Here is a 23,187-nt window from a genome sequence, read left to right as displayed (position 1 = left end):
TATGCGTTTTCTACGCTTTTTGATCCGAGAATTCATCATCCACGGCATCGTATTTGCCGTGGCGGGAACACTCGTGCTTTCGGCATTTTATCTGCTTTCGATCGGCGCGCCGCTTGAAAGCTATGCCGAAGCGGCACGGTCGTTTTTGCTGCTTATTTCGGGCTCGGAAGATTTTTCCATTGCACATCCCGGTTTCAGCTCAGGTCAGATTATCGCATCGGGAGCGGCCGTCACTTTACCGCTGACGCTGCTCGCGCTCTTTATTTTGACCGTCATCGCCCTTGCCTCTTCCGCGTACACCGTAACGGGACAGTATATGTCCGAGCACCACGAATCCGCCGGAGCCGAACGCTTCGGAGGATTTTTGGGCTTGGTCACGTCCGTTCTCGCTGCGGTGCCGCTGTTCGTCGGCTTTTGGGTGCTGGCGAATGCGTTCGGAAGCGACGCCCCGTTTATCATCATCGCGCTTATCACCGTTGTGCTCGGAGGGCTTTCGTGGGATGCGACGAACTTTCTCAAAGCCGATATGCTCAGACAGGTCAATTCGACTCACGCGGTCGTGTTTTCAACGCTCGGCCGTAATTTGGGACGATTTTTTCCGCTGCCGGAAACCTATTCGGGCTATCTTTTTTCTTCGAGTCTGCCGCGCTTTATCCCTTACCTTGCGGGTAAAGTGCCGGCGATCATCGGAGGAGTTACGATCGCGGAAATCGTATTTTCATTTCCCGGACTCGGCAGTACGCTGCTCGATGCGCTGCTTGCTACGAACACCGATTTGCTTGTAGCGTCGGTGTTTATCCTTTTGTGCGTCAACGCGGTCGTAGCATTTTTGGTAAAGACCATTCTATTCCTGATTTATCCGAGGTGGTATGAAAAAGCTATTTAATGTTCTTAAAATACTGTGCATCGTCGTTTTGATATCGCCTCTCGCACTTTCGTGGCTTTCGCCGTCGTATTTTGCAGGTTTCGCACCGCAAAGGATCGTCGACTCCGGTTATTTTACGTCGCTCGTTTCGTCGTTTAAAGAGCTGTCGATTACGCTTGCGGCGACTGTGCTTTTCGCGATGTTGCTGAGCTTTATACTCGGCTACATAAGCGTATTGAATATGCACGTCGGGCGAAGTTTCGCAAATATCCTCAATGCGGTGGAATCGATTCCGGCGATCCTCGTAGCGCTCTTTTGCTACGCTCCGGTATCGGGCTACCTCGCACGCCATACGAGTGCGGCATCGACGATGATGTCGCTCATCGTATTCGTGCTCGCGGCAACGGTGACGACGCTGCCGGAAGCGGTTCGCAGCATCGCGATCCCGCTCATCGATCTGTACAACCGAAAATACAGCTTGTCGTTCCGCTCGTACGGATTTCCGAAGATGCGCATTCTCGCCATTTTGATGACGACCGACTTAATGCGCAGTACATTCCGCCGCGTTGCGGCGGGCATTTTGCTGAAAACGCTCGTCCTCGACTGTTCGTTCGGTTTTATCATTCAGCTCGGTTTCGGCAGTTACGGCACCCCTGCTCACTTGAGTCCGGGCGCACTCATCGCAGCGCACCGAGACGCGCTATTTGAAGGAGGCGACCCGATCCTCTTTTGGATTCCGTCCGCCATACTCATCGCGATCAGCGTCGCCTTTTTGATCGTGCTGAACGAAAAAGAGGGAGGAAACGCATGACACCTATTTCGCTTGATAATTTTTCGATCCGTCTCGGTGAGCGCGTGCTCCTCAAAAACTGCAGCTTTTCGCTTGAATCGCATGCTTCCGCCGTCATCATGGGACCGACGGGTACCGGTAAATCGGTGTTTTTGAAATCCATCGCCGGAATCCTCTCTACGAAGATTTTTACCTTCGAAGGGGCCATGAAAGTAAACGGGATTCCCGCGTACTTCAACCACAAGCTCGGCTTCGGCGAATGGTCTCAGATCGCACAGTCGGGACTCATGTTCATACCGGCGGAAACCGCCCAAGTTATGAACCCCGCTTTAACCCTCGATCAAAACCTTGCCCTGCTCGCTCCGGGACAACGGCCGGTTATCGTCGAGCGGCTCACAAAATATTTTTCACTCGATTTTGAAGCGTTTGCGCGCCTCTATCCCGACGAGATTTCGGGCGGTGAAATGCAGCGCATCACGCTCATGATTCTTTTGTCGCGGAAAGGAAATCTCATCCTGTTGGACGAGCCGACCGTAAACCTCGACCGCAATCTCCGAAAACACTTCGTCACGTTTTTGAACAACGAAATACTCGGCCCGAAAGATAAAACCTTCCTCATGGTCAGTCACGATCTTGACTTTATCAAACGGCTCACGCTCGACAAAGCGTTTATGCTCAAAGATGGCATCATCGAACAGATGAAAGAGCTTCCCGAAATGGAAGGCTACGAAAAGCCCGATGCGAAAAAAGGTGCGTCGGGAACTGCGATCGAATTGAAAAACGTGTCGCAAACGTATTTTAAGCGCGGTATCTTCGGAGAGCGCACCTTTACCGCATTTAAGGGATTGAACCTCAAATTCGAACGTTCGACCGTGTACGGACTCACCGGCCCTTCAGGCTGCGGAAAGTCTACGACGATTAAGGCGATCCTTCGCCTGCTCGACAGTACCAAAGGACAGATCCTCATGGAAGGTTCCGATTTGGTCGCTTTAAAGCCGAAAGAAACGGGAAGAGATCCGAAAGCATTTAAGCCGTTCCGCCGCCGTATGACGGTCGTACAGCAGGATTCGCGCTTTTCGTTTTTCCCCGATTTGAGCATCCGCGATTCGTTTAAACAGATTTCCGCGTCAAGCGAAGGCGGCACGATCGAAGAGCTCGAAAAGAACCTCGAAAAGGTCGGCCTTACGAGCGCAAACCTCGACGAGCGGCCGCAGCAGCTGTCGTCCGGAGAGATGAAGCGCATGGATATCGCACGTGCGCTCACTGCAAAGCCGGATATCCTCCTGCTCGACGAACCCTTCGCGCACATCGATTTCGAAACGCGCCTCAAAGTCATGCAGGCAATTTCCGAATACCTCGCCGTCCACGCAACGATTTTGGTTATCGTCACGCATGAGGATTTCGACCTCCGCTACTTTGTCGAAAAGAGTTTCGATTTCCCCGAACTGGTCGGCCAGTTCACCGGAAATTAAACGGCTCTTATGCGCCCCCGCGTAAAATCGCAGGCGCGCCTACCGTCGTTTTGAAACGTCCCGCCTCCCGCGGGGCGTTTTTTTTATTGCCGGACGAAAGATATGTGTACGTAAGTTTTTTTTCTAAAAGGTTCAAGCATATTACTTGTATTCATAAACATCGCGCCTATGCCCGACGTCTACAACGAGAATACAAAGCTCATCATTTTTTATATCACAAAGGATTCTGTAATCTCCAACACGATAGCGCCATAAGCCGATATAATTTCCGACTAAAGCCTTGCCTCTGGCTCTCGGATCATCGAGTTTCGAAACCTCGTCCATATAGTCAAGAATCCTTACCTTGACCGAGTTATCTAATTTTTTTAACTGCTTTCTCGCATCTCCCGAATATACAACTCTCACAATCCGAATTCCTTCCGGAGTTCATCACTTGTATATGTCTTTCCATTACTCTTTTTAAATCTTTCCAAAGCGGCAATGGCGACATCATAATCCGCCTTATTTTCCAAACAGTCTTTCATAAAGCTGCTGACAGCCTTATTAATAAACCAACTGCGCGAACAACCGCGCTCTTTACAATAAGCATCCACTTCATCAAATACGGTACCGGTAATGCTGAAACTCATAATTTTGGTCTTAGTTTTCTTTCGAACACTCTGCATAAAAACCTCCCGTAAAACATCAGGGCACCTCTAAAAACTGCAGTTTTTAGAGATAACTTTTAAAATACCTAAAAGCTTGCATCCGATACGATAGTACAAGTTATTTTTAATAATATTATCAACACTATTAGTATTTGTCAAGCACTCTCCAAAAACATAAAAATGCCGTCCTAATGCTCTCACAATGCGTGTACGCGAGCGCGCACAAAAAAGCGATACTGTGATATAATAAGCGAACGGTCGGCGCATTTTTGAAAAATCGATATTTTTGCAATGCCGTATTTTAAACAATATTTTTTATAGACAGGAAACACTATGCCGCTCTCAAAAATCATCGTTCTCGATTTCGGAAGTCAATACGCACACTTGATCGCAAAGCGTTTCCGCGCCCTCGGTTATTATTCCGAAATCGCCCTCCCCTCCGCTTCTCTTTCGGAAATCGAAGGGGCAAAGGGGATCGTTTTAAGCGGAGGCCCCGCTTCGGTGTACGACGCGAATGTCCCCGCCTTCAACAAATCGATTTTGGATTCGGACATTCCGATTTTGGGGCTCTGCTACGGACACCAGCTCATGGCGCAGCATTACGGCGGAAAAGTGGAAAAAGGAGAGGCGGGAGAATTCGGTATAGCGCATCTTACGATCGATCCACACACCGTGTCCCCGCTTTTTTCCGGTATCGCATCTCCTATGCAAGTATGGATGAGCCATCAAGATGAAGTGACAAAGATCGCGGACGGATTTGAAAAAACGGGCAGCACGGAAAACTGTAAATACGCAGCTTTGCAAAACCTTGCAAAAAAGCGCTTCAGTCTGCAGTTTCACTGCGAAGTTGCCGACACGCCGTGCGGAAACGCAGTGTTCGAAAACTTTGCTCGATTTTGCGGCATGGAAAAAAATTGGGATGAAAAAGCGGTTTTGGAAATGATCATAGGCGACATACAACGCGAAGCAGAAGATAAAAACGTGCTGCTTTTTTTAAGCGGAGGCGTCGACAGCAGCGTCACCTTTGCGCTTTTAAATAAAGCGCTCGGACAGGATCGCGTGCTTGGACTGCATATCGATAACGGCTTTATGCGTAAAGACGAAAGCAAAGCCGTCGCCGAACACTACCGTGCGGCGGGCTTTACCAATTTTATCGTCGAAGACGCGAGCGAGCGTTTTTTGAAAGCCGTGAGCGGCCTTGTCGATCCGCAAAAAAAACGCGTTGCGGTCGGAGAAACCTTTATCGCCGTTCGAGACGCCATCGTCGCCGAAAGGCACTTGGACGGGGAATCATGGATGCTCGCACAAGGCACGCTCTATCCCGACATCATCGAATCGGGCGGGACGAAAAATTCAAACGTCATCAAAACGCACCATAACCGCGTCGAAGGAATTCAATCGCTCATCGAAAAGGGCTTGATAATCGAACCGCTGAAAAATCTTTACAAAGACGAAGTGCGGAACATCGGAAAAAGGCTCGGTCTCGCCCCTTCCCTCATCCGCCGCCATCCCTTCCCCGGCCCCGGCCTTTCGATCAACGTATTGTGTTCGGACGGTACGATGAGCGAAAAAGACAAAAGTGATTTTAAAAACGCTGAAAAAGAAATAGAGGCGATGCACATTCCGCTTTCACAAACCCTAACGGCGCGATATGCGCTTCCGGTGCGTTCGGTCGGCGTGCAGGGAGATTTCCGCACCTACCGCTTTCCGGCAGTGCTTTCATTCGAAACGCTCGCAGACGGTTTTTACAGCACACCCGAAGATTGGGATTCGCTCGAAGCGGCATCGTCCTACATCACGAATAAGGCTTCTTTTATAAACCGCACGCTCATCCGCCTCTACCGAAAGCCGGGCGTAAAGCTTTCGCTGCAAAAAGGCTATTGCGATAAAGGGCGGCTCGACCGGCTTCGCGAAGCGGACGCCATCGCGCTCGAAGCGCTTTACGAATCGGGATGGTACGATAAAGTGTTCCAGCATTTGACGATCGACTTGCCCTATGCGTCCTCGCCCGACCGCGCGAGCTTCGTGCTCCGCCCCGTATGCAGCGAAGACGTGATGACCGCGCGCTTTGCACACTTGCCGCAGGATGTACTCGAGAGCATCGTACAAAAAATTGCCGCCCTCCCCTTTGTCGATGCGGTCTACTACGACGCGACGAATAAGCCGCCTGCGACATTCGGCTGGGAATGATCGGTACGCGCGGAATTATTTTTGCAGGAATTATTTTGTACTTGACTTTTCGGCTCATTGTTTGTATATTTACAGTAATCCTTGCAGGGTTTTCCTGCTTCGATGCGCGATGCCGTACGGAATTGCATCTTTATTGTCGTACGTTTTATGTTTTAAAGCGCTTGTTCCGAAAGCAGTCGCGTCATTGGCAACCCGGTAAAAAGCGAAACCGGAAGAGGGATTCATAATGCGGAGCCGGACCGCAAATCCGGAATTGCGGGAAAGAGCAAGTAGGCGTTTTGCCGAACATCTTTCCCTCTTGTTTTTTTAAAGCGCAAAGCCGCGCGACGCAAACCGTGATAAAGCGTATGCACGGCTGTACACGCGCTTAAAAATCGCTTACAATAATCGTATGATATTCCGTGCCGCATTACCGTCCGACATCCGCGCGATTATGGATATCGAAAGTGTATCCTTTGACGCCGCTACTCGTGAAAGCGAAGCCGTATTTTTATCGCGTATCGAAATCTGCGAAAACTGTTTTATCGTCTTTGAAGACGTAGAGCGGCATAGGATTTGCGGCTATTTCAGCGCGGAAAAATGGGAACGCATCCCCGACAGCGATAAAGCGTTTTCGCTCGAACACGACCCGGTCTCTTCGCACCGCTCTGCGGGAAGCGTACTTTATTTGAGTTCATTCGCATTGCTTCCCGAATACCGCGGGTGCGGCATCGGTAAAAAACTCTTTGCACAATCGGTCGAACACTTTTCATCCGGCAATCCGGAAGTCAAAACCGCGCTCCTTCTCGTAAACGAAGCGTGGCGCGGCGCGCGGCATATCTACCGAAAAAACGGATTTTCGGAACTCCGCCGCATCGAAAATTTTTTTGCCGAAGACGGCGTAAAAACAGCCGGCATCATCATGACGAAAGCGCTGTAAAACAGCATCACATACACATCCGATTTTGATTTTGACTAAATACGGTAAATCAATTACAATACGGCTTGTCAGGGAATGCAGCGTAAGACGGATGCCGGCAAAGCGCGCAAAAAACCTCTCTGAAAAATCGCGGATACGCGATTATCGATTTTTATCAATGAGGTATTTGTATGAAAGAATCCGAAGCGAAATCTTCCCTGTCTGAAAACGGGGGCATCACGAGCGCGCTCTTTACCGACTTTTACGAACTCACGATGGCGCAGGGCTATTGGAAAGAAAAGATGAACCGTCCCGTCGTCTTCGATATGTTTTTCAGGCGCCAGCCGTGGGCGGGAGGTTTTTCCGTCCTCGCGGGAAACGAAACGCTGCTCGACGTTCTCACGTCGTTCCGATTCGAAGAGGCCGACATCGCGTACCTCGCCGAACAAAAGATATTCGATAAAGGTTTTCTCGATTATTTAAAGGATTTTTCGTTCGGCGGAGACGTCTACATGATGGACGAAGGATCGGTGATTTTTCCGCAGGAACCGCTCATTCGAATCCACGCAAATCTCATCGAAGCGCAGATCGTCGAAGGATTGATTTTAAATTACGTCAACTTTCAAAGCCTCATCGCGACGAAAACGTCTCGCGTATGGCTCGCATCGAATAAGGGCAGTCTCATGGAATTCGGTTTGCGCCGAGCACAGGGCCCCGACGGAGCGATGAGCGCATCGCGGGCGGCATACATCGGAGGATCTGCGGGAACGTCGAATACGCTCGCGGGAAAACGATACGGCATTCCCGTCATGGGAACGATGGCGCATTCGTGGATCATGTCGTTTTCGTCCGAGCTCGAAGCATTCCGTGCGTACGCGAAAATCTATCCCGAGCATTCGGTTTTTTTGATCGATACTTACGATACGCTGAAATCGGGGATCAAAAACGCGATCATCGCAGGCAAAGAACTCGCCGCAAAAGGATATAATTTCGGCGTACGGCTCGATTCGGGCGACATCTCCTATCTTTCGACGGAAGTGCGAAAAGCGCTCGATGCGGCGGGTTTGCCGAACGCGAAGATTTCCGTTTCAAACGAACTCACCGAAGACATCATTTCGACGCTTGTCGCCGAGCGCGTTCCGATCGACAGCTGGGGCGTCGGCACGCACATGGTAACCGGCGGAAAGGAATCGTCGTTTACGGGCGTGTATAAACTTGCCGCCAGGCGCGATGAAAAAACGGACGCACTCATTCCCGCGATGAAGTTTTCGGACAATCCGGCGAAGACGACAAACCCCGGCATAAAAAACGTGTTTCGCCTCTACGACGAATGCGGTATGGCAAAAGCCGACATCCTCGCGCTCGACGGAGAAAAAATCGAAAAAGGAAAAGAATACCGCTACTATCACCCGATGATCGACTACCGCCAATTCGTATTCACGGCTTCCCGCGTCGAGCCGCTTTTAAAAAAGCGAGTCGAAGGCGGAAAGCGTACGAAAGCGCGTATTCCCGACAGCGAACAGCTTGCGGTAAGCCGGAAGACGATGAAGGAGCAGCTTGAAACGCTCGACGAATCGTATAAGCGCTTATTGAATCCTCACATCTATAAAGTGTCCATAACGGAAAAGCTCAAAGATTTGAAGCTGCACTTTATCAAAGACAATATCGCGCGCGGCGAATAAAAAAAGCCGCCGAAAAAACAGCGCCGGTGCCGAGCTTTATACATGCAAAACCCGGCACTGCGTACCAAGCGAAAGCGAACGAAGTTTTCTCCGAAAGAATCCCTTATCGACCGATACTTTCGCCCCCGTCATTACCTCCGATAATTATTTGAAATTATATGCCGTAACGATAGGCTTCCGATTTTGCACTTTATCGGTAAAGTATTCGTATTCGCTCACGCCGAGAAAAGAGCCCATGATATTGTACACGTTTTTCCAGCCGCTGCCCTGCAGCGCGCAGATTGCGTTATAGCTTCTCTGGCTCGAACGGCAGTGCAAGTACACGGGTTTGTCTTTCGGTATTTCGTTCATGCGTTCGCGAAGAGCGCTCAGCGGGATGTTGACCGCGTTGACGATGTGCCCCGCTGCATACTCTTTCGGCTCACGCACGTCGACAATGCACGCGTTCCGTTCGACAAGTTCGCGCACTTTCGTGACGGGCACTTGTTTAAACACTCCGTTCAATATATTGAGGCCGACGAGGGCTGCGTAGTTTACGACGTCTTTTGCGGTGCCGAACATCGGCGAATAACACAATTCGAGCTCTTTCAAATCCTCGAGCGTTCCGTGCAGCATAATGCAAGTCGCGATGACATCGATGCGCTTATCGACCGCACCTTTTCCGACCGCCTGTGCGCCGATGATCGCTCCTGACGGTTTTTCGAAAATCAATTTGAAAAAGATCGGGTTCGCATTCGGCATAAGAGAGACTTTATCGCCGGGGATGACGTACACGTAATCGTAATCGATTCCCGCATCTTTACACGCTTTTTCGTTTAAGCCGGTGCACGCCGCATTGAAATCGAAGCAGCGGATAACCGATGAACCGATGACGCCGGTGTTGCGGTGCGGAATACGGTACATGTCGTCGGCGGCCGCTCTCGCTTCTCTTTGGGCGGGACCTGCGAGCGTGAGGCGCGTTTTTTTATTTGTGATAAAGTGCGTCACTTCGACCGCATCGCCTACTGCGTAGATGTCGGGAACGTTCGTGCGGTAATTGTGATCGACGAGGATGCCGCCCGTCGCACCGAGCGCGACGCCTGCAGATTTTGCAAGTTCGGTTTCAGGCCGCACGCCGAGCGCCATGATGACCGCCCCTGCAGCGATCTTTTTGCCGCTTTCGGTCGTAATGTCTTTGTCGCCGATTTCTTTGATGCCGTCGCCGAGGACGAGAGCGACGCCTTTGTCGTACATTTCTTTATGCAAAATCTGCGCCATATCGTGATCGAATGGCGCGAGCACTTGGTCGAGTTTTTCGACGATCGTGACGTTTTTTCCGGCAAGCTTAAAGTTTTCGGCGACTTCGATGCCGATAAAACCGCCGCCGACTACGACGATATCGCTTACCGAGTGCTCCGTAACGTAATCGTCGATCTTTTTGATATCGACGACGTTGCGTACCGAAAATACGTGGCTTCGATCGATGCCCGGAATCGCTTTCGGCATGACGGGAGACGCGCCCGGAGAAAGGACGAGCGTATCGTAGCTTTCGTCAAACTCTTTTCCGCTCGTCAAATCCTTTACAGTAACCGTTTTTTTGTCGGCATTTACTTTGAGCACTTCGTGCGACGTTTTCGCGACGATATTGTACTGTTTTTTAAATTGTTCGGGCGACATAAGCACGAGGTTGCCGCTTTCCTTTACGATCCGGCTCAAAAAAAAGGGCAGCGAACAGTTCGAAAACGAAACGTTCGGCCCCTTTTCAAACATAATGACTTCAGCACTTTCATCAAGCCTTCGGGCACGGGCGGCAACGGAAGCACCGCCTGCGACTCCGCCGACGATTACGATCTTTTTTGCCATTTTTTTCAATTACCCCCTGTTTTAGTATGTTATTGAGTATACATCCCATAATTAAAAACTGTCAAGATTGATACAAATATTTTTCTATAATTGTTACATATCTCAAAAATAAAAGCATACATCGACAGGTTCGGCAGCGAAAATACGGGTATCGAAAACGGTAAATATGACACCAAACCTTCCTGTCAACAAAAATTTGATTTTCCTTTACAAGACCAAACGAGTCGAGTTATGATAAACTATTACGGTATGGATATTCGAATAGCTTCCATCATCAATATCTTATTCGACGCGAACGATTATATCTCTTCCATCGTTATCGCGGAAAAATTGGGTATCAGCGAAAGCACGCTGTTTCGGCTGCTGCCGCAGCTGGAGGAGTGCACGGCACCCTACGGTTTACATTTTTCCAAACTGCGCGGCAGAGGCTTTATGCTGAGCGGCAGCGAAAAAGCGAAAGAAAAACTCATTGCAGACTTTGCGCAAAAAAATTACAAGCCCGAATTTTCACCGGCGGAAAAAAGTTTTTTAGCCTTTCTCCACCTGCTCAATGAAAAAGATACGGTAAAGCTCGCCTCCCTTGCAAACGTTTTAAAAATATCGGAAAGCGGAGCTGCAAAGATCGTATCCGAACTTGAAACGCGTCTTGCAGGTTCGGGCTGCGAAGTCATCCGCAAAAGAGGTTTCGGCACCTGTATCGGCGGAAACGAAATCGCCGTCCGCCTCGCAGCTCTAAACAGCGCCTGCCTCTATGTAAATTTCAACGAATTGATGAGCCTGCTCTACGCCTACATTCACCGCTCGGCATCGGAACGGAACATATTAAAACTGTATTCGTTTACATCCGCCGTCTTTGAATTTTTCGATGCCGAAACGACGATAAAAAATAATTTCGATATCGTCGAAACTGTCGAACGCAGTACCGGCGTTTCTTTTTCCGATATCGATTTTATCCTCATGTTTTTGTACATCGGCATAACGGAACTGCGACGCAAAAACGGTTTTTTTATAGAGCCGTCTGCGGATGAACGAACCGAAAGAGTCGAAAGCGAAGCAAAGATTGTGCAAGCCGTTTCCGATGCGGATTTTTTTATCGGCGGCAATCCTCAGTGCGACAACGAAATACGGGTTTTGACGGAAGTATTTCAAAGCACGGAAGCGTACAACAATATCCTGCCGAATCAAAAAGAATACGAACGGATCGCCGAAGATTTCATAACGTTTATCGAAGGCGCTTTGGACGGCCGCGTCGCGGAACAGAAAAGAACGGCATATATCGTTTACCTGCAGATACTGCACTTGATAAAAAGGCACAAGGGACTTTTTTCCATTCAGCAAAATACATCGCGCCTTGCCGAAAATATCGTTCTCAAAAACAACGGTATGCAAAAAATCGTCAAACCTGCGGCCGAATACCTGCAAAAGCGTTTACACATTCCCGTTTCCGAAGAAGACGGAAGCGTTATGCTCGGCTTTATCTCTCCTTTTTTCGAGCGCAATACGCGGAAAATTTCCGCCGGACTCGTATGCGCTTCGGGTCTCGTCGTCAGCAGCATATTGAAAGAAAAACTCGGCAAAGCTTTTCCCGAATTGGATCCGATCGAAACGATTTCCATCCGAAAATTAACCGATGCATACGTAAAAGAAAACAATATCGATTTTATTATTTCGTTTATCGAAACCGCGCCTCTTGCAGTCCCTGTTGCTCATATTTCGGTCAGGCTCGAAGATTCGGACATAGAACAGGTAAAATCGATACTGCAAAATATACGACGGGGGTATGAAAATGCTGGCTGATTTTATTTTACAACACAAAACGTTCGCACTCAAAGCGCAGTTTGCGACATGGCAGGATGCCGTAAAAAAAAGCGTCGATCTGCTCATCGACTGCGGATGCGCCGCCCCTTCGTACTACGAGGCCATACTGCAGTCGGTACGGAATTTCGGTCCCTACTTCGTAATCGCCCCCGGCATCGCGATGCCGCACGCGCGGCCTGAAAGCGGCGCGTTGAAACTCGGCTACAGCTTGGTGTGTTTGCACGAGCCGATCGCATTCGGACACAAAACGAACGATCCCGTCGACATTCTGCTGTGCATTACGGCGCCCGACAAACAATCCTTAAATGAAAAAGCGATCATCGAAGTGATGACGCTGTTCGACAACGACGATGCGTTACAGGCTTTACGCAAAGCGGAAACGGAAGCCGATTTGGAAAAAATACTGAAAACTGCGGAGGCGCATACATGATTGCACAAGAGATAACGATTCAAAATCCGACGGGATTACACACGAGACCGGCAAACGATTTTATCACGCTGGCAAACACTTTCGGCTGCGCGATTACGATTCGCAAAGGCGATAAAAGCGCAAATGCGAAAAGCATTATCAAACTGCTGCGCATCGGAATTTCGCAAAATGACGTCATCACGCTGAAAACCGACGGCGACGACGAAAAAGAAGCGATGGACGCTTTGACGAAATTTCTCGCCGAACTGAAGGAGTAGCGCGGCATGTATAAAGAATTGCACGGAACGGTATTATCCGACGGCTTGTGTATCGCTCGGATCGTAAAATCGGCGCACCGAAAAAAACGGGATACGGAGCAAAAGATAGACGCGGATGCGATCGACTCCGAATGCGCTCAATTTCAAAACGTAAAAAATACCGTCCGGCAAAAACTCGAAGCGCTCATGCGCAAAGCCGATGCGGATTCGGACAAGGCACAGGCCGATATTTTAAAAAGCTATATCGCGATTTTGGACGATCCCGAACTCGAAAACGACGTCGTCGAAAAAATAAAAAACGATTTCGATACGCTGCAAGCCGCCCTCGCCCGCACCGCCGACGAATACGTCGAAGCTATGGGCGCTTTGGAAGACGAATACCTGCGCGCACGGGCGGACGACTTCAACGAATTGTTTTCGATGCTGCTCTTTTGCACGGATCCCGAGACGGCACAAGCGCCGCGCTTGACGGAACCGTCCGTTTTGGCGGCCTATACCGTCACACCGGTCGATATGGCCGAATTGGATAAAACGCTCCTTTTGGGAATCCTCTGCGAAACGGGCAACAGAACATCTCACGCGGCCATCATCGCGCGTGCAAACGGCATTCCGATGCTTTCGAATATCCCCTACGACACAGCGGAAAACGGCGATACCGTCATCATCGACGGAGAAGCGCTGTTCGTAAACCCGCCCGACGAAAAGATACGGTCGTACGAAAAAAAATACGCCGAAGTGCAGGCGGAAAAGCGCTTGCTGCAGACGCTCGCGGAAAAGAGAGCCGTGACGCTCGACGGTACGGTTATAGAACTCGAAGCGAATATCGGTTCGGAAGCGGAAGCGGAAAAAGCTTTACAGGAACGCGCGGACGGCATCGGTTTGTTCCGCACCGAATTTATTTTAAATGAAAATCCGGATCGCATTCCGTCGGAAGAGTATCAGTACAAAATCTATGCGGCCGTTTTGAAAGCGATGCACGGAAAGCCAGTGACGATCAGAACCTTCGATATCGGCGGAGATAAACAGTACCCCTGTCTACCGATGCCGAAAGAGGAAAATCCGTTTTTAGGCTGGCGCGGCATACGCTTTTGTTTGGACAATAAAGATTTTTTTTACACGCAGCTGCGCGCGCTTTTTCGCTCAAGCACGGAAGGAAAACTGCACATCATGTTTCCGATGATCACGGAAGAAGAGGAAGTGCGGCGGGTTTGCGCGATCGTTTCGGAAATAAAAAGCGATTTGGACGCCCGGCGCATTCCCTACGGCAAAGACGTGCAAATCGGTATCATGATCGAAACGCCGGCTGCCGCCCTCATCGCGGAACAGCTCGCTCCCCTCGTCGATTTTTTCAGCATCGGTTCGAACGATTTGACCCAGTACACGCTCGCCGCGGACAGGGGCAACGACAAGATAAGCGCCCTCTACCGAGAATCGCATCCTGCCGTATTGCGTCTTATACAAAACGTCATCGAGGCGGCAAAAAAATACGGCAAACACGTTTCCGTCTGCGGAGAGATGGCGGGAGACGTTTCTTTTACAAAAAAATTGCTCGATATGGGATTGCGCTGCTTCAGCATGTCGCCGGCGAACATACAAAAAGTCAAAAGAGCGATTCTTTCGGCAACAATAGAGGAATACACAGAGGAATGATCATGGAAGATCTGATGTACAGATTGTCGCTGCTGACCGAAAACAAGGTCATCGCGGAAACGACAAAAGAAAAAATCGTTACAATGATTTCTCATTTGGATTCCAAATACGGGATTTCGCTGAACGAAGAAAACGGCAGCCGCTTCGTCACGCATTTGGCGATGGCGCTCACGAGAATCGAAAAAGGAGAAGGCATCACCGAAGTTTCCGATACGATGATAAAAGAAATCGAACGGGAAAAGAATTTCGCTGCGGCTAAAGCGCTCGCCGAAGAACTCGAACGCGATATCTTCAAAACGGAATTCCCGATGCAGGAGCGGTATTTTATTATCACCAATTTATTAATACTTATGGACGAATAAGGAGGCATACTGAGATGGCAAAGAAGATCGCCGTCGGCGGACAGATGGATAAACAGCTGATCGCAAAGCTCGTCGCGCAGTACGGAGGCGAAGAGGTCACGGTCGACATAAAGAGCGATATCGAAGCTGCGATGGGTGTCAAGACAAATGCGTACGATTACTATGTCGGCGCATGCGCTACCGGAGCCGGAGCGGCGCTCGCTATGGCCATAGGTTTGCTCGGAGCGGGCCGGTGTGTTTCGCTCAGCATTCCGGGTAAAATTTTAAGCGACGAAGAGATAGCGCAAGCGGTCAACGACGGAAAAAAAGCGTTCGGTTTCGTCAATACCGACGCGGAACGGGTACTGCCGGTTTTGGTACAAGCGATACTGAAAAAGGAAAACTAGAAAAACTTAATAAAATCTTTTAGGAGGAAAAGAAAATGATTTTTCACATCAATGCATTGACCGTTTTGGTCATGGCGGCTTTGGGAGGACTTTCGTCCCTCTTGGCAAATCAAAGCATCGCCGTCTTTCACGACGGACTGAGACCGCTTTTGCCGCAGTATCTAAACAAAGCGATGGACAGACGGAGTCTCTTTGCGACAAGCTTTGCACTGTCGTTCGGTCTCGTCATCGGTTTCGGTCTGCCGACATCGATTACGGGAAAAATCATCATCGTGCATACGATTCTGCTCGCCTGCGATATCATCGGTACGGCGTTCAACGATACGAAACGCGGTATGATTTTGTCGGCGGCGGTCGGCTGCGTATACGGTATACTCCTGCTCTTCGGCATGCAGGTGATCATGAATCTGTTTGCAAAAATGCCCATCAACTTTACAAGCAATTTAAGCAGCGTCGGAAATTTGATCATCATTTCGTTTTGCGTGTTTCCTGCAATCGCCGTCGCTTACCAAAAAGGCGTCAAAACGGCAGCCGTCGTCCTCGTATTGACGATGCTCATCAAACACGTTACCTCTCTCTACGGAAAATTTACGGTCAACGGAGTAAAGGTCGCGCTCAACGCGGACGGTATGGCTCTCCTCTTCGGTATCTGTGCGATGCTTGTCGTCGCTGCCCGCGTCAAATCCGATAAAACGGGAGAAGCGACGAAAGTGTTTTCGCTGTTTGAAGACAATATCGCGCGCATACGTAAAAACGTCGTTTTGCTTGCGATAAGCGGAGGCGTCGTAGCGCTTGCGACGACGCTGCTCTTGATTTCCGAAGGCCCCGCGTCGCTGACTTTGACCGCAGAGGGAAATTACACGGAAGCCGCGATGGTAGCGCTCGGAAGGATGCTCGGCTTTATCCCGCTCGTCATGACGACCGCTATCATGTCGGGCGTCTATTCGCCGGCCGGAACGAAAGCCGTGCACGTCCCCGCCCTCCTGCTCATCAACTTCGGCATAGTCGGTCTGGTCGGATCTTTCTTTATCGGCGCGCTGATCATGGTCATCGAAATCCTCTTGCTCAACGTTATCGCAAAAGGTATGGATAAATCGCCCGGATTAAAGGATTTGGGAGACAATACGCGGACGGCCATGTCGAAAGTGTTGGATTTGGCGCTCCTCGTCGGCGGTATGATCGCCGCAAACGCCATCGCACCGACGATGGGATACATCCTCGTCATCGGTTTGTATTTCTTAAATCAGAATTCGAAAAAGCCGATACCGACGATGGCGGTGGGACCTGTCGGCGCAATATGCACGGGTATTTTGGTAAACATTCTGCACGTGATAGGATTATTCCCCGTCGCAAAATAATTTAATAATTTAATAGGCGAGTTTTGCGGATCCGATGCGCCGTAAAACTTGCCGTGTCAGGAGTTTTTATGCTTGCAGACGGTTACACGCTGATGCACGAACACATTCATATCGATCTGTCGAAGGTAAAAAACAATGCGGACTGCCGGCTCGACTGCAGGGAAGAGACGGTCGCCGAATTAAAAAAGCTCTATGCAAAAGGCGTACGAAATATAACCGAAGTTACGAATATCGGCATGGGAAGAGACGTACGCTATGTCGCTTCCGTCGCCTGTGAAACGGGCATCAATATCCTCTGCGCTACCGGCTTTTATAAAGAGCCTTTTTTGCCCGACTGCATTTATGAAAAAAGCGAACGCGACATCGCCGGTATCATGATCAAAGAGATCACGGAGGGCATCGACGGTACGGAAATCAAAGCGAGCATCATCGGCGAAATCGGCTCAAGCGAAAATGCGATAAGCGATATCGAAAAAAAAGTGTTCAACGCTGCGATCATCGCGCACAAAGAGACGGGCACCCCGATAACGACGCACACGACGCTCGGAAAACTCGGAGCGGAACAGATCGCCCTTTTTAAAAAGCAAAACGTCGATCTCGGCCGCATTTGCATCGGACACCTCGATTTAAGCGGCGATATAGACTATATACTCAAAATACTCGAATCGGGAGCATACGTCGAATTCGATACGATCGGAAAAAACAATTATATGCCGGACGACGTCCGTATCTCCATGCTGCAGGAAATCGAAAAAAGAAATTTAATCGACCGCATATTTTTTTCGATGGACATCACGCGGAAGTCGAATATGGAACACAAAGGCGGCATAGGCTATTGCTATCTTTTCGACACGTTTATTAAAAATCTGCTCGGTGCGGGATTCAAAGCGAGTTCGATAGAAAAAATATTAAAAGAAAATCCGAAAAAATTTTACGGACAGACAGAGGACAAACACTGATGCGCGCATATCCGCTCGAATCCGTCAGCCTGCGCGGCGCGATGGAAAAACAATTTGCATTGGTCGATATCATCACAAAGCATTTCAGCGGTTCCGAATTTCTTTCTACAGGGGATTTGGGACTCAATACCGCCGTACATAAACCCGTGTGTACCGAAACTGCGGAAAAAGTGTTGGCCGAATTTTTCCATGCGGAAGCATGTATGTTGACGCGGGGAGCAGGCACGCAGGCGATCCGCTGGGGACTCATGTCCGCGCTGCGCCCGTCGGACTGCATCCTCGTACACAGCGCACCGATGTACCCGACGACGGAAGTGAGCGTCGCATCGATGGGGCTCCGCGTCGTACGCGCAGACTTCAACGACGATGAAAGCATCCTTCGCGAACTCCGGGAAAACGATATCGCGCTCTGTCTCGTGCAGCATACGCGCCAAACGCTCGACGATGCCTACGATCTGCAGCACGTAATCGATTTGATAAAAAACGCAAAACAAAAGACGGTCGTACTGGTAGACGATAATTATGCGGTTATGAAAACCGAAAAAATAGGCTGCGAATGCGGTGCCGATTTGTCCGCGTTTTCGCTTTTCAAATTATTGGGGCCCGTCGGCATAGGCTGCCTCGTCGGAAAAAAATCGCTCATCGACACGGTGTGCGCGTACAACTATTCGGGCGGCGGACAAGTGCAGGGGTTCGAAAGCATGGAAGCGCTGCGTTCGTTGGTATATGCTCCGGTCGCCCTTGCGATTCAGGCGGAACAAAACGACAGGCTCTTGCGTGAACTGAACGACCGCGAAAAATTTCCGTACGTACGGCAGTGTCTTTTAGCAAACGCGCAGTCAAAGGTACTGCTCGTCGAATTCGACAAACCCGTCGCGCAAAAGGTATTGGCCGCCGCCGAAAGATTGGGTGCACTGCCCTATCCCGTGGGTGCGGAATCGAAATTCGAAGTGCCGCCGCTGTTTTATCGGGTATCGGGAACATTTTTGAAAAAAAATCCCGAACTGCGCGATACGATGATCAGGATAAATCCGAACCGCAGCGGAGCACAGACGATCATTCGGATTTTAGACGAAGCGTATAAAGCTGCGACGGCGGATTAAAGGTTTTTATAAGGCTATGTTTTTACAAACGCTCATACGGCGAAATCAAAAACTCGTACGCGCGGCATACAAGCTGCATAAAGATTGCAGGATTTTGCCCGATTCGTATGTCATCGATGTCGATATGCTTTTGCAAAATGCGCGCCGTATTGCGGATGAAGCGAAGCGATACGGCGTACGCCTCTACTATATGACAAAGCAGATCGGGCGAAATCCGTATATAGCGCAAAAACTGGAAGCGCTGGGTTACGATGGCTGCGTCGCAGTCGATTTTAAAGAAGCGGAAACGATGATGAAGTACGGCGTAAAACTGGGACACGTCGGTCACCTCGTGCAGATCCCGAAAGCTGCGGTAAACGATATCGTAAACTATGCCCCTGAAGCGATTACGGTCTATTCCGCAGAAAAAGCGAAAGAGATTTCCGATGCCGCGCTTCAAGCGCATCGAATACAAAATATCATGCTCCGCATCGTCGGAAAAAGATCGAATATATATGCGGGACAGGAAGCGGGATGCACTGTGAGCGAACTGGAAGAATTAATAAAAAAAATACAAACGTACAAAGGGGTAAAGCTCTCAGGCTTAACGTCGTTTCCGTGTTTTTTATACGACGAGCGAACGCAAAGCGTCGAACGGACGAAAAACATCGAAGATTTGACGGAAGCAAAAACCTATATCGAATCGCGATTCGGCATACCGATCGAACAGATGAATATGCCGTCCGTGACGAGCGTGCGAACCGTACCGCTGATAAAAGAATCGGGCGGTACGCACGGAGAGCCGGGACACGCGCTGACGGGCACGACGCCGTTTAACGTGCACGACGATTCGGCGGAAATACCGGCATACGTATACGTATCGGAAATCTCCCATACATTTAAAAACAAATCGTACTTTTACGGCGGCGGTTTTTATCCGCGCGGGCACTTTCAGCACGCGCTCATCGAAGACGGAGACGGCACACTCGCCCTACAAAACGTATCGGCATTTCCCGCAGGAAACATCGATTACTATTTGGAAATGCCTTCGCAGCAAAGTATCGGAAAGACGGTGCTCGCGTGTTTTCGCACGCAGATGTTCGTCACGAGATCGGATATCGTTTTGGTTGAGGGCATTCAAAGCGATGCTCCGTCGATTATCGGCGTGTATACGGGACAGGGTATAAAAAAAGAAGGTGATTGATAATGGCGCGATTTATCGTTTTAGTGATAGACAGTTACGGGGTCGGCTATATGGACGACGTGCTGCAAGTGCGGCCGCGCGATTACGGAGCTAATACGTGCCGTCATATTTTGGACAGCGTTCCCGATCTGTACTTACCGCATTTCGAGCGGCTCGGTTTAATGAATGCGCTCGGCTGTGATTACAAAAAGATGAAGATGAATGGAGATGCGGTATTCGGGAAATCGAGACTGCAGCATTACGGCGGCGATACCTTTTTGGGACATCAGGAGATCATGGGTACGCGCACGCAAAAACCGCTTATGAAGCCGTTTTCGTTTTACATAGATCAAGTGGAAGCGGCTTTAAAAGCTGCAGGGCATTCGGTTGTGCGCCGAAAACAAAATGCCGAATATTTATGGGTAGACGACTGCGTCGCCGTCGCCGATAACCTCGAAACGGATCCCGGACAAGTATACAATGTGACGACGAGCTTCCGAAATATATCGTTTGAAAAAGAATTGGAAATCGCAAAGATCGTGCGGAGCGTCGTCGAAGTCGAACGGGTTATCGTGTTCGGCGGAACGAAGGCGACGACGGAATCGATCCTCGCTGCGGAAACGGAACGGGAAGGAAAGTATATCGGCATCGATGCGCCGAAATCGCTCGTGTACGAAGAAGGCTATATGGTGCGCCATTTGGGGTACGGCGTCGTACCGGAAGTGCAGCTGCCGTTTTTGCTCGGCAAAAAAAATATTCCGTGCATACTCATCGGTAAAGTTGCCGATATCGTAGCCAACGCTTCGGGAAAAAGTTTTTTGAACCTCGTCGACACGAAAACGATTTTGGATGTAACGATAGAGCAGATATCCTTATGCGATCACGGTTTTATCTGCGTCAACGTGCAGGAAACCGACCTCGCAGGACACGCGCAAAATCCCGAACGCTACGCCGAAGTTCTCGGTATCGTCGACGGCTATATCGGAAAAATCATCCGCCTGTTGAAAGAAGACGATATACTCGTCGTAACGGCCGACCACGGAAACGACCCGACGATCGGACATTCGCAGCACACGCGGGAATACGTCCCGCTTTTGATATACAAACAAGGTGTGCGCGCGGTCAATATCGGCGTCAGAAAAACGATGGCGGATACCGCCGCGACGGCAGCGGAATTCTTTTCGGCAGAAAAGCCCGAAGCGGGAGAAAGCTATCTGTCGTATCTCGTATAGAAAAAGATTGCGAAATTTGCAATTCCGGTGTATCGTATATATGATAATAATATGAGGATGATAAAAAACGGCAAAAAGACTGCCGGCGTTTTTATCTCGCCGTTTAATTGGCTTTATGGGAGGAAGAATGAAAATTCTCGTGGTATGCGGAAGCGGTTTGGGCAGCAGCTTTATGATGGAAATCAACATAAAAAATATTTTGAAAGAATTGGGGCTTTCGGATATTGAAGTTGAGCACACCGATTTAAGCTCCGCAAAAGGTATGCAGGCGGATATCTATATGGGTACCCGCGATATCACCAATCAATTTATCGGATTCAAAGGCGAGATAATCTCTTTGGACAATATGATCGACAAAGAATATATGAAAAGCAAACTCGTCGAAAAGCTCAAAGAGATGAAGGTTATCTGAATCGCCGATCGGAAGAGTTTTAATCGGCGATACGGCGCCGCCGCCGGTTATAACTCCCGCTCATTGCAGTGCCGCCGTAAAATCTCTCCGTAGGAGGAATGATAAAAAGTGTCGTCTGAAATATCGCCGACACTTTTTATTTCGAGTTTGCGCGGATGTTTGCAGAAGACGTGTATACGTACCGTTTCGATAAAAATCGAATGAATACGATATACTTTATTTTGCAAACTCGACTATTGAACGTGTGCGCGTGCGCGCACGGCTAAAAACTTTTTCGGAAATTGATTCGAAGTCCGCGAAAGCGGACACGTAGAATCAGTTCTTTGCAGAACGAGCCGAAGGCTCTTATTTCCTGCAAAAGTTTTTATGGAGGAAAAGATGGGATTTTTTCGTTTTTTGATGAATGACGTATTGAGCGTTCCCGCCGTGCTCGTCGGATTGGTAGCTTTAATCGGCTTATTGATCCAAAAAAAAGATGCGTCGGAATGCGTAAAAGGCTTTATCAAAAGTATTTTGGGATTTTTGGTGCTTGGAGCCGGTGCATCGGTGATCGTCGGCGCCTTAGGCCATTTTTCGGGTATGTTTCAGTACGGCTTCCATATACAAGGAATCGTTCCGAACAATGAAGCCATCGTGTCCATCGCGCAAAAGTCGATGGGTTCCGAAATGGCGCTCATCATGTTTTTCGGCATGGTGGTAAATATTCTCATCGCCCGCTTTACGCCGCTGAAATACATATTCTTAACGGGACATCATACCATTTACATGGCTATCCTGATCGCCGTCATCCTTTCCGTCGGCGGATTAAGCGGCTGGCTGCTTATCTTAGTCGGCTCCTTGATTTTGGGTTTTGTCATGGCCGTTTTCCCCGCGTGGGCACAGCCCGTTATGCGGAAAATCACCGGAACGAACGATATCGCATTCGGACACTTCGGTATCTTCGGCTATATGACGTCTGCATACATCGGCAAACTCGTCGGTAAAGGTTCGAAATCGACCGAAGAAATTCAATTTCCCAAATGGCTCGGATTTTTCCGCGATACGCCCGTTGCGATTTCCGTAACGATGGGACTTATCTTTATCATCTCGGCCATCGTCGCAGGACCCGAATACGTACAGACCAATGAAAGCGGCGGACAAAACTTTATCGTATTTTCGATTTTGCAATCCATCACTTTTGCAGGCGGCGTATATATCGTTTTGTCGGGCGTCCGCTTGATCCTCGGAGAAATCGTTCCGGCATTTACCGGTATTTCGCAAAAACTCGTACCGAATGCAAAACCTGCTTTGGACTGCCCCGTCGTATTCCCCTATGCACCGAACGCGGTTCTCATCGGATTTTTGTCGAGCTTTTTGGGCGGTGTCTTGGGAATGCTGCTGTGCATCGTGTTTAAACTGCCGATCATCATTCCCGGCGTCGTTCCCCACTTTTTCTGCGGCGCTTCGGCCGGCGTTTTCGGCAACGCGACCGGCGGACGCAGGGGCTGCTTTTTCGGTTCGTTTATACACGGCCTGTTGATTACATTCCTGCCGATCATACTCATGCCGCTGCTCGGAAATCTCGGTTTTGTCAGTACGACGTTCAGCGACGCGGACTTCTGTCTGGTCGGTATCGTCTTAGGCGGAATTATCAATATTTTCCACTGATTATCGGTATCATACGAACATTGGG

22 protein-coding genes are annotated in these 23,187 nt (G+C 49.5%); 19 read left to right on the top strand and 3 right to left on the bottom strand.

The annotated features are described in order from the left end of the window. The first annotated feature begins 1 nt into the window (after position 1). From IZU26_RS11590 to IZU26_RS11580, 3 genes are read left to right on the top strand one after another with little or no spacing between them, the layout of a single operon-like run. On the top strand, positions 2–886 hold the full coding sequence (locus tag IZU26_RS11590; protein ID WP_021330150.1) for an ABC transporter permease subunit: 885 nt from the start codon (positions 2–4) through the stop codon (positions 884–886). Continuing rightward, entirely contained in the window at positions 870–1,676 is an 807-nt protein-coding gene (locus IZU26_RS11585; protein WP_021330148.1) for a hypothetical protein, read from the top strand. The genes IZU26_RS11590 and IZU26_RS11585 overlap by 17 nt, the downstream gene beginning before the upstream one ends. Beyond that, the gene (locus IZU26_RS11580) at positions 1,673–3,127 is read left to right on the top strand and encodes an ATP-binding cassette domain-containing protein (RefSeq protein WP_433279176.1); all 1,455 of its coding nucleotides are present in this window, start codon (positions 1,673–1,675) and stop codon (positions 3,125–3,127) included. The genes IZU26_RS11585 and IZU26_RS11580 overlap by 4 nt, the downstream gene beginning before the upstream one ends. A 141-nt stretch (positions 3,128–3,268) precedes the next feature. Here IZU26_RS11580 and IZU26_RS11575 read toward each other — a convergent pair whose 3' ends face one another. Both IZU26_RS11575 and IZU26_RS11570 read right to left on the bottom strand, forming a co-directional pair. Then, positions 3,269–3,532 carry a type II toxin-antitoxin system RelE family toxin gene (locus IZU26_RS11575; RefSeq protein ID WP_038080887.1) on the bottom strand — a complete coding sequence of 88 codons (264 nt, stop codon included), beginning with the start codon at positions 3,530–3,532 and terminating at the stop codon, positions 3,269–3,271. Then, complete coding sequence (locus IZU26_RS11570; RefSeq protein WP_433279174.1) at positions 3,529–3,792, bottom strand: DUF6290 family protein; 264 nt, start codon at positions 3,790–3,792, stop codon at positions 3,529–3,531. The genes IZU26_RS11575 and IZU26_RS11570 overlap by 4 nt, the downstream gene beginning before the upstream one ends. A 315-nt stretch (positions 3,793–4,107) precedes the next feature. On the opposite strand from IZU26_RS11570, the gene guaA reads away from it, so the two are divergent. The 3 genes from guaA (at position 4,108) to IZU26_RS11555 (ending at position 8,544) form a co-directional block, all read left to right on the top strand. Continuing rightward, entirely contained in the window at positions 4,108–5,964 is a 1,857-nt protein-coding gene (gene guaA, locus IZU26_RS11565; protein WP_433279172.1) for a glutamine-hydrolyzing GMP synthase, read from the top strand. A 391-nt stretch (positions 5,965–6,355) separates the two neighbouring features. After that, complete coding sequence (locus IZU26_RS11560; RefSeq protein ID WP_433279170.1) at positions 6,356–6,883, top strand: N-acetyltransferase family protein; 528 nt, start codon at positions 6,356–6,358, stop codon at positions 6,881–6,883. Between the two features lie 170 nt (positions 6,884–7,053). Then, positions 7,054–8,544 (top strand): nicotinate phosphoribosyltransferase, encoded by a 1,491-nt coding sequence (locus IZU26_RS11555; protein ID WP_433279168.1) that lies wholly within the window; start codon positions 7,054–7,056, stop codon positions 8,542–8,544. A 144-nt stretch (positions 8,545–8,688) separates the two neighbouring features. Here IZU26_RS11555 and IZU26_RS11550 read toward each other — a convergent pair whose 3' ends face one another. After that, positions 8,689–10,386 carry an FAD-dependent oxidoreductase gene (locus IZU26_RS11550; RefSeq protein ID WP_433279166.1) on the bottom strand — a complete coding sequence of 566 codons (1,698 nt, stop codon included), beginning with the start codon at positions 10,384–10,386 and terminating at the stop codon, positions 8,689–8,691. Between the two features lie 249 nt (positions 10,387–10,635). On the opposite strand from IZU26_RS11550, the gene IZU26_RS11545 reads away from it, so the two are divergent. The 13 genes from IZU26_RS11545 (at position 10,636) to IZU26_RS11485 (ending at position 23,162) form a co-directional block, all read left to right on the top strand. Then, a complete protein-coding gene (locus IZU26_RS11545; protein ID WP_162147011.1) occupies positions 10,636–12,183 on the top strand; it encodes a BglG family transcription antiterminator in 1,548 nt (515 codons plus the stop codon). Next, positions 12,167–12,634: a PTS sugar transporter subunit IIA gene (locus IZU26_RS11540; protein WP_433279164.1), complete on the top strand. Its 468-nt coding sequence runs from the start codon at positions 12,167–12,169 to the stop codon at positions 12,632–12,634. The genes IZU26_RS11545 and IZU26_RS11540 overlap by 17 nt, the downstream gene beginning before the upstream one ends. Then, on the top strand, positions 12,631–12,891 hold the full coding sequence (locus IZU26_RS11535; protein WP_433279162.1) for an HPr family phosphocarrier protein: 261 nt from the start codon (positions 12,631–12,633) through the stop codon (positions 12,889–12,891). The genes IZU26_RS11540 and IZU26_RS11535 overlap by 4 nt, the downstream gene beginning before the upstream one ends. 6 nt (positions 12,892–12,897) lie before the next feature. Then, complete coding sequence (gene ptsP / locus IZU26_RS11530) at positions 12,898–14,541, top strand: phosphoenolpyruvate--protein phosphotransferase (protein ID WP_433279160.1); 1,644 nt, start codon at positions 12,898–12,900, stop codon at positions 14,539–14,541. A gap of 2 nt (positions 14,542–14,543) precedes the next feature. Next, positions 14,544–14,903 carry a PRD domain-containing protein gene (locus tag IZU26_RS11525; protein WP_310823324.1) on the top strand — a complete coding sequence of 120 codons (360 nt, stop codon included), beginning with the start codon at positions 14,544–14,546 and terminating at the stop codon, positions 14,901–14,903. Between the two features lie 14 nt (positions 14,904–14,917). After that, positions 14,918–15,289, top strand: coding sequence for a DUF2620 family protein (locus tag IZU26_RS11520; RefSeq protein WP_310823325.1), 372 nt, complete (start codon positions 14,918–14,920; stop codon positions 15,287–15,289). 35 nt (positions 15,290–15,324) lie between these two features. After that, positions 15,325–16,647, top strand: coding sequence for a YhfT family protein (locus IZU26_RS11515; protein WP_310823326.1), 1,323 nt, complete (start codon positions 15,325–15,327; stop codon positions 16,645–16,647). Positions 16,648–16,715: 68 nt separating this feature from the next. Continuing rightward, positions 16,716–17,606 carry a phosphotriesterase family protein gene (locus IZU26_RS11510; protein WP_038080691.1) on the top strand — a complete coding sequence of 297 codons (891 nt, stop codon included), beginning with the start codon at positions 16,716–16,718 and terminating at the stop codon, positions 17,604–17,606. Continuing rightward, positions 17,606–18,709: an aminotransferase class V-fold PLP-dependent enzyme gene (locus IZU26_RS11505; protein ID WP_433279157.1), complete on the top strand. Its 1,104-nt coding sequence runs from the start codon at positions 17,606–17,608 to the stop codon at positions 18,707–18,709. The genes IZU26_RS11510 and IZU26_RS11505 overlap by 1 nt, the downstream gene beginning before the upstream one ends. Before the next feature lie 16 nt (positions 18,710–18,725). After that, entirely contained in the window at positions 18,726–19,892 is a 1,167-nt protein-coding gene (locus IZU26_RS11500; protein WP_433279155.1) for a YhfX family PLP-dependent enzyme, read from the top strand. Between the two features lie 2 nt (positions 19,893–19,894). Then, the gene (locus tag IZU26_RS11495) at positions 19,895–21,103 is read left to right on the top strand and encodes a phosphopentomutase (RefSeq protein ID WP_310823330.1); all 1,209 of its coding nucleotides are present in this window, start codon (positions 19,895–19,897) and stop codon (positions 21,101–21,103) included. Between the two features lie 127 nt (positions 21,104–21,230). After that, the gene (locus IZU26_RS11490) at positions 21,231–21,515 is read left to right on the top strand and encodes a PTS sugar transporter subunit IIB (RefSeq protein ID WP_021495724.1); all 285 of its coding nucleotides are present in this window, start codon (positions 21,231–21,233) and stop codon (positions 21,513–21,515) included. Between the two features lie 378 nt (positions 21,516–21,893). Beyond that, complete coding sequence (locus tag IZU26_RS11485; RefSeq protein ID WP_205075394.1) at positions 21,894–23,162, top strand: PTS ascorbate transporter subunit IIC; 1,269 nt, start codon at positions 21,894–21,896, stop codon at positions 23,160–23,162. The last annotated feature ends 25 nt before the right edge of the window (positions 23,163–23,187 follow it).

The sequence above is a fragment of the Treponema sp. SP13 genome (genome assembly GCF_050938355.1).
GTDB classification, from domain to species: Bacteria; Spirochaetota; Spirochaetia; order Treponematales; family Treponemataceae; genus Treponema_D; species Treponema_D socranskii.
Note: the sequence above shows the minus strand (reverse complement) of the source record. Positions and strands in the feature narration are given on the sequence as shown.

Excerpts from the sequence above, each read along its gene's own strand:
- IZU26_RS11590 (WP_021330150.1), top strand. The coding sequence starts at position 2 with ATGCGTTTTCTACGCTTTTTGATCCGAGAATTCATCATCCACGGCATC.
- IZU26_RS11585 (WP_021330148.1), top strand. The coding sequence starts at position 870 with ATGAAAAAGCTATTTAATGTTCTTAAAATACTGTGCATCGTCGTTTTG.
- IZU26_RS11580 (WP_433279176.1), top strand. The coding sequence starts at position 1,673 with ATGACACCTATTTCGCTTGATAATTTTTCGATCCGTCTCGGTGAGCGC.
- IZU26_RS11570 (WP_433279174.1), bottom strand. The coding sequence starts at position 3,792 with ATGCAGAGTGTTCGAAAGAAAACTAAGACCAAAATTATGAGTTTCAGC.
- guaA (WP_433279172.1), top strand. The coding sequence starts at position 4,108 with ATGCCGCTCTCAAAAATCATCGTTCTCGATTTCGGAAGTCAATACGCA.
- IZU26_RS11560 (WP_433279170.1), top strand. The coding sequence starts at position 6,356 with ATGATATTCCGTGCCGCATTACCGTCCGACATCCGCGCGATTATGGAT.
- IZU26_RS11555 (WP_433279168.1), top strand. The coding sequence starts at position 7,054 with ATGAAAGAATCCGAAGCGAAATCTTCCCTGTCTGAAAACGGGGGCATC.
- IZU26_RS11550 (WP_433279166.1), bottom strand. The coding sequence starts at position 10,386 with ATGGCAAAAAAGATCGTAATCGTCGGCGGAGTCGCAGGCGGTGCTTCC.
- IZU26_RS11545 (WP_162147011.1), top strand. The coding sequence starts at position 10,636 with ATGGATATTCGAATAGCTTCCATCATCAATATCTTATTCGACGCGAAC.
- IZU26_RS11540 (WP_433279164.1), top strand. The coding sequence starts at position 12,167 with ATGAAAATGCTGGCTGATTTTATTTTACAACACAAAACGTTCGCACTC.
- IZU26_RS11535 (WP_433279162.1), top strand. The coding sequence starts at position 12,631 with ATGATTGCACAAGAGATAACGATTCAAAATCCGACGGGATTACACACG.
- ptsP (WP_433279160.1), top strand. The coding sequence starts at position 12,898 with ATGTATAAAGAATTGCACGGAACGGTATTATCCGACGGCTTGTGTATC.
- IZU26_RS11525 (WP_310823324.1), top strand. The coding sequence starts at position 14,544 with ATGGAAGATCTGATGTACAGATTGTCGCTGCTGACCGAAAACAAGGTC.
- IZU26_RS11520 (WP_310823325.1), top strand. The coding sequence starts at position 14,918 with ATGGCAAAGAAGATCGCCGTCGGCGGACAGATGGATAAACAGCTGATC.
- IZU26_RS11515 (WP_310823326.1), top strand. The coding sequence starts at position 15,325 with ATGATTTTTCACATCAATGCATTGACCGTTTTGGTCATGGCGGCTTTG.
- IZU26_RS11510 (WP_038080691.1), top strand. The coding sequence starts at position 16,716 with ATGCTTGCAGACGGTTACACGCTGATGCACGAACACATTCATATCGAT.
- IZU26_RS11505 (WP_433279157.1), top strand. The coding sequence starts at position 17,606 with ATGCGCGCATATCCGCTCGAATCCGTCAGCCTGCGCGGCGCGATGGAA.
- IZU26_RS11500 (WP_433279155.1), top strand. The coding sequence starts at position 18,726 with ATGTTTTTACAAACGCTCATACGGCGAAATCAAAAACTCGTACGCGCG.
- IZU26_RS11495 (WP_310823330.1), top strand. The coding sequence starts at position 19,895 with ATGGCGCGATTTATCGTTTTAGTGATAGACAGTTACGGGGTCGGCTAT.
- IZU26_RS11490 (WP_021495724.1), top strand. The coding sequence starts at position 21,231 with ATGAAAATTCTCGTGGTATGCGGAAGCGGTTTGGGCAGCAGCTTTATG.
- IZU26_RS11485 (WP_205075394.1), top strand. The coding sequence starts at position 21,894 with ATGGGATTTTTTCGTTTTTTGATGAATGACGTATTGAGCGTTCCCGCC.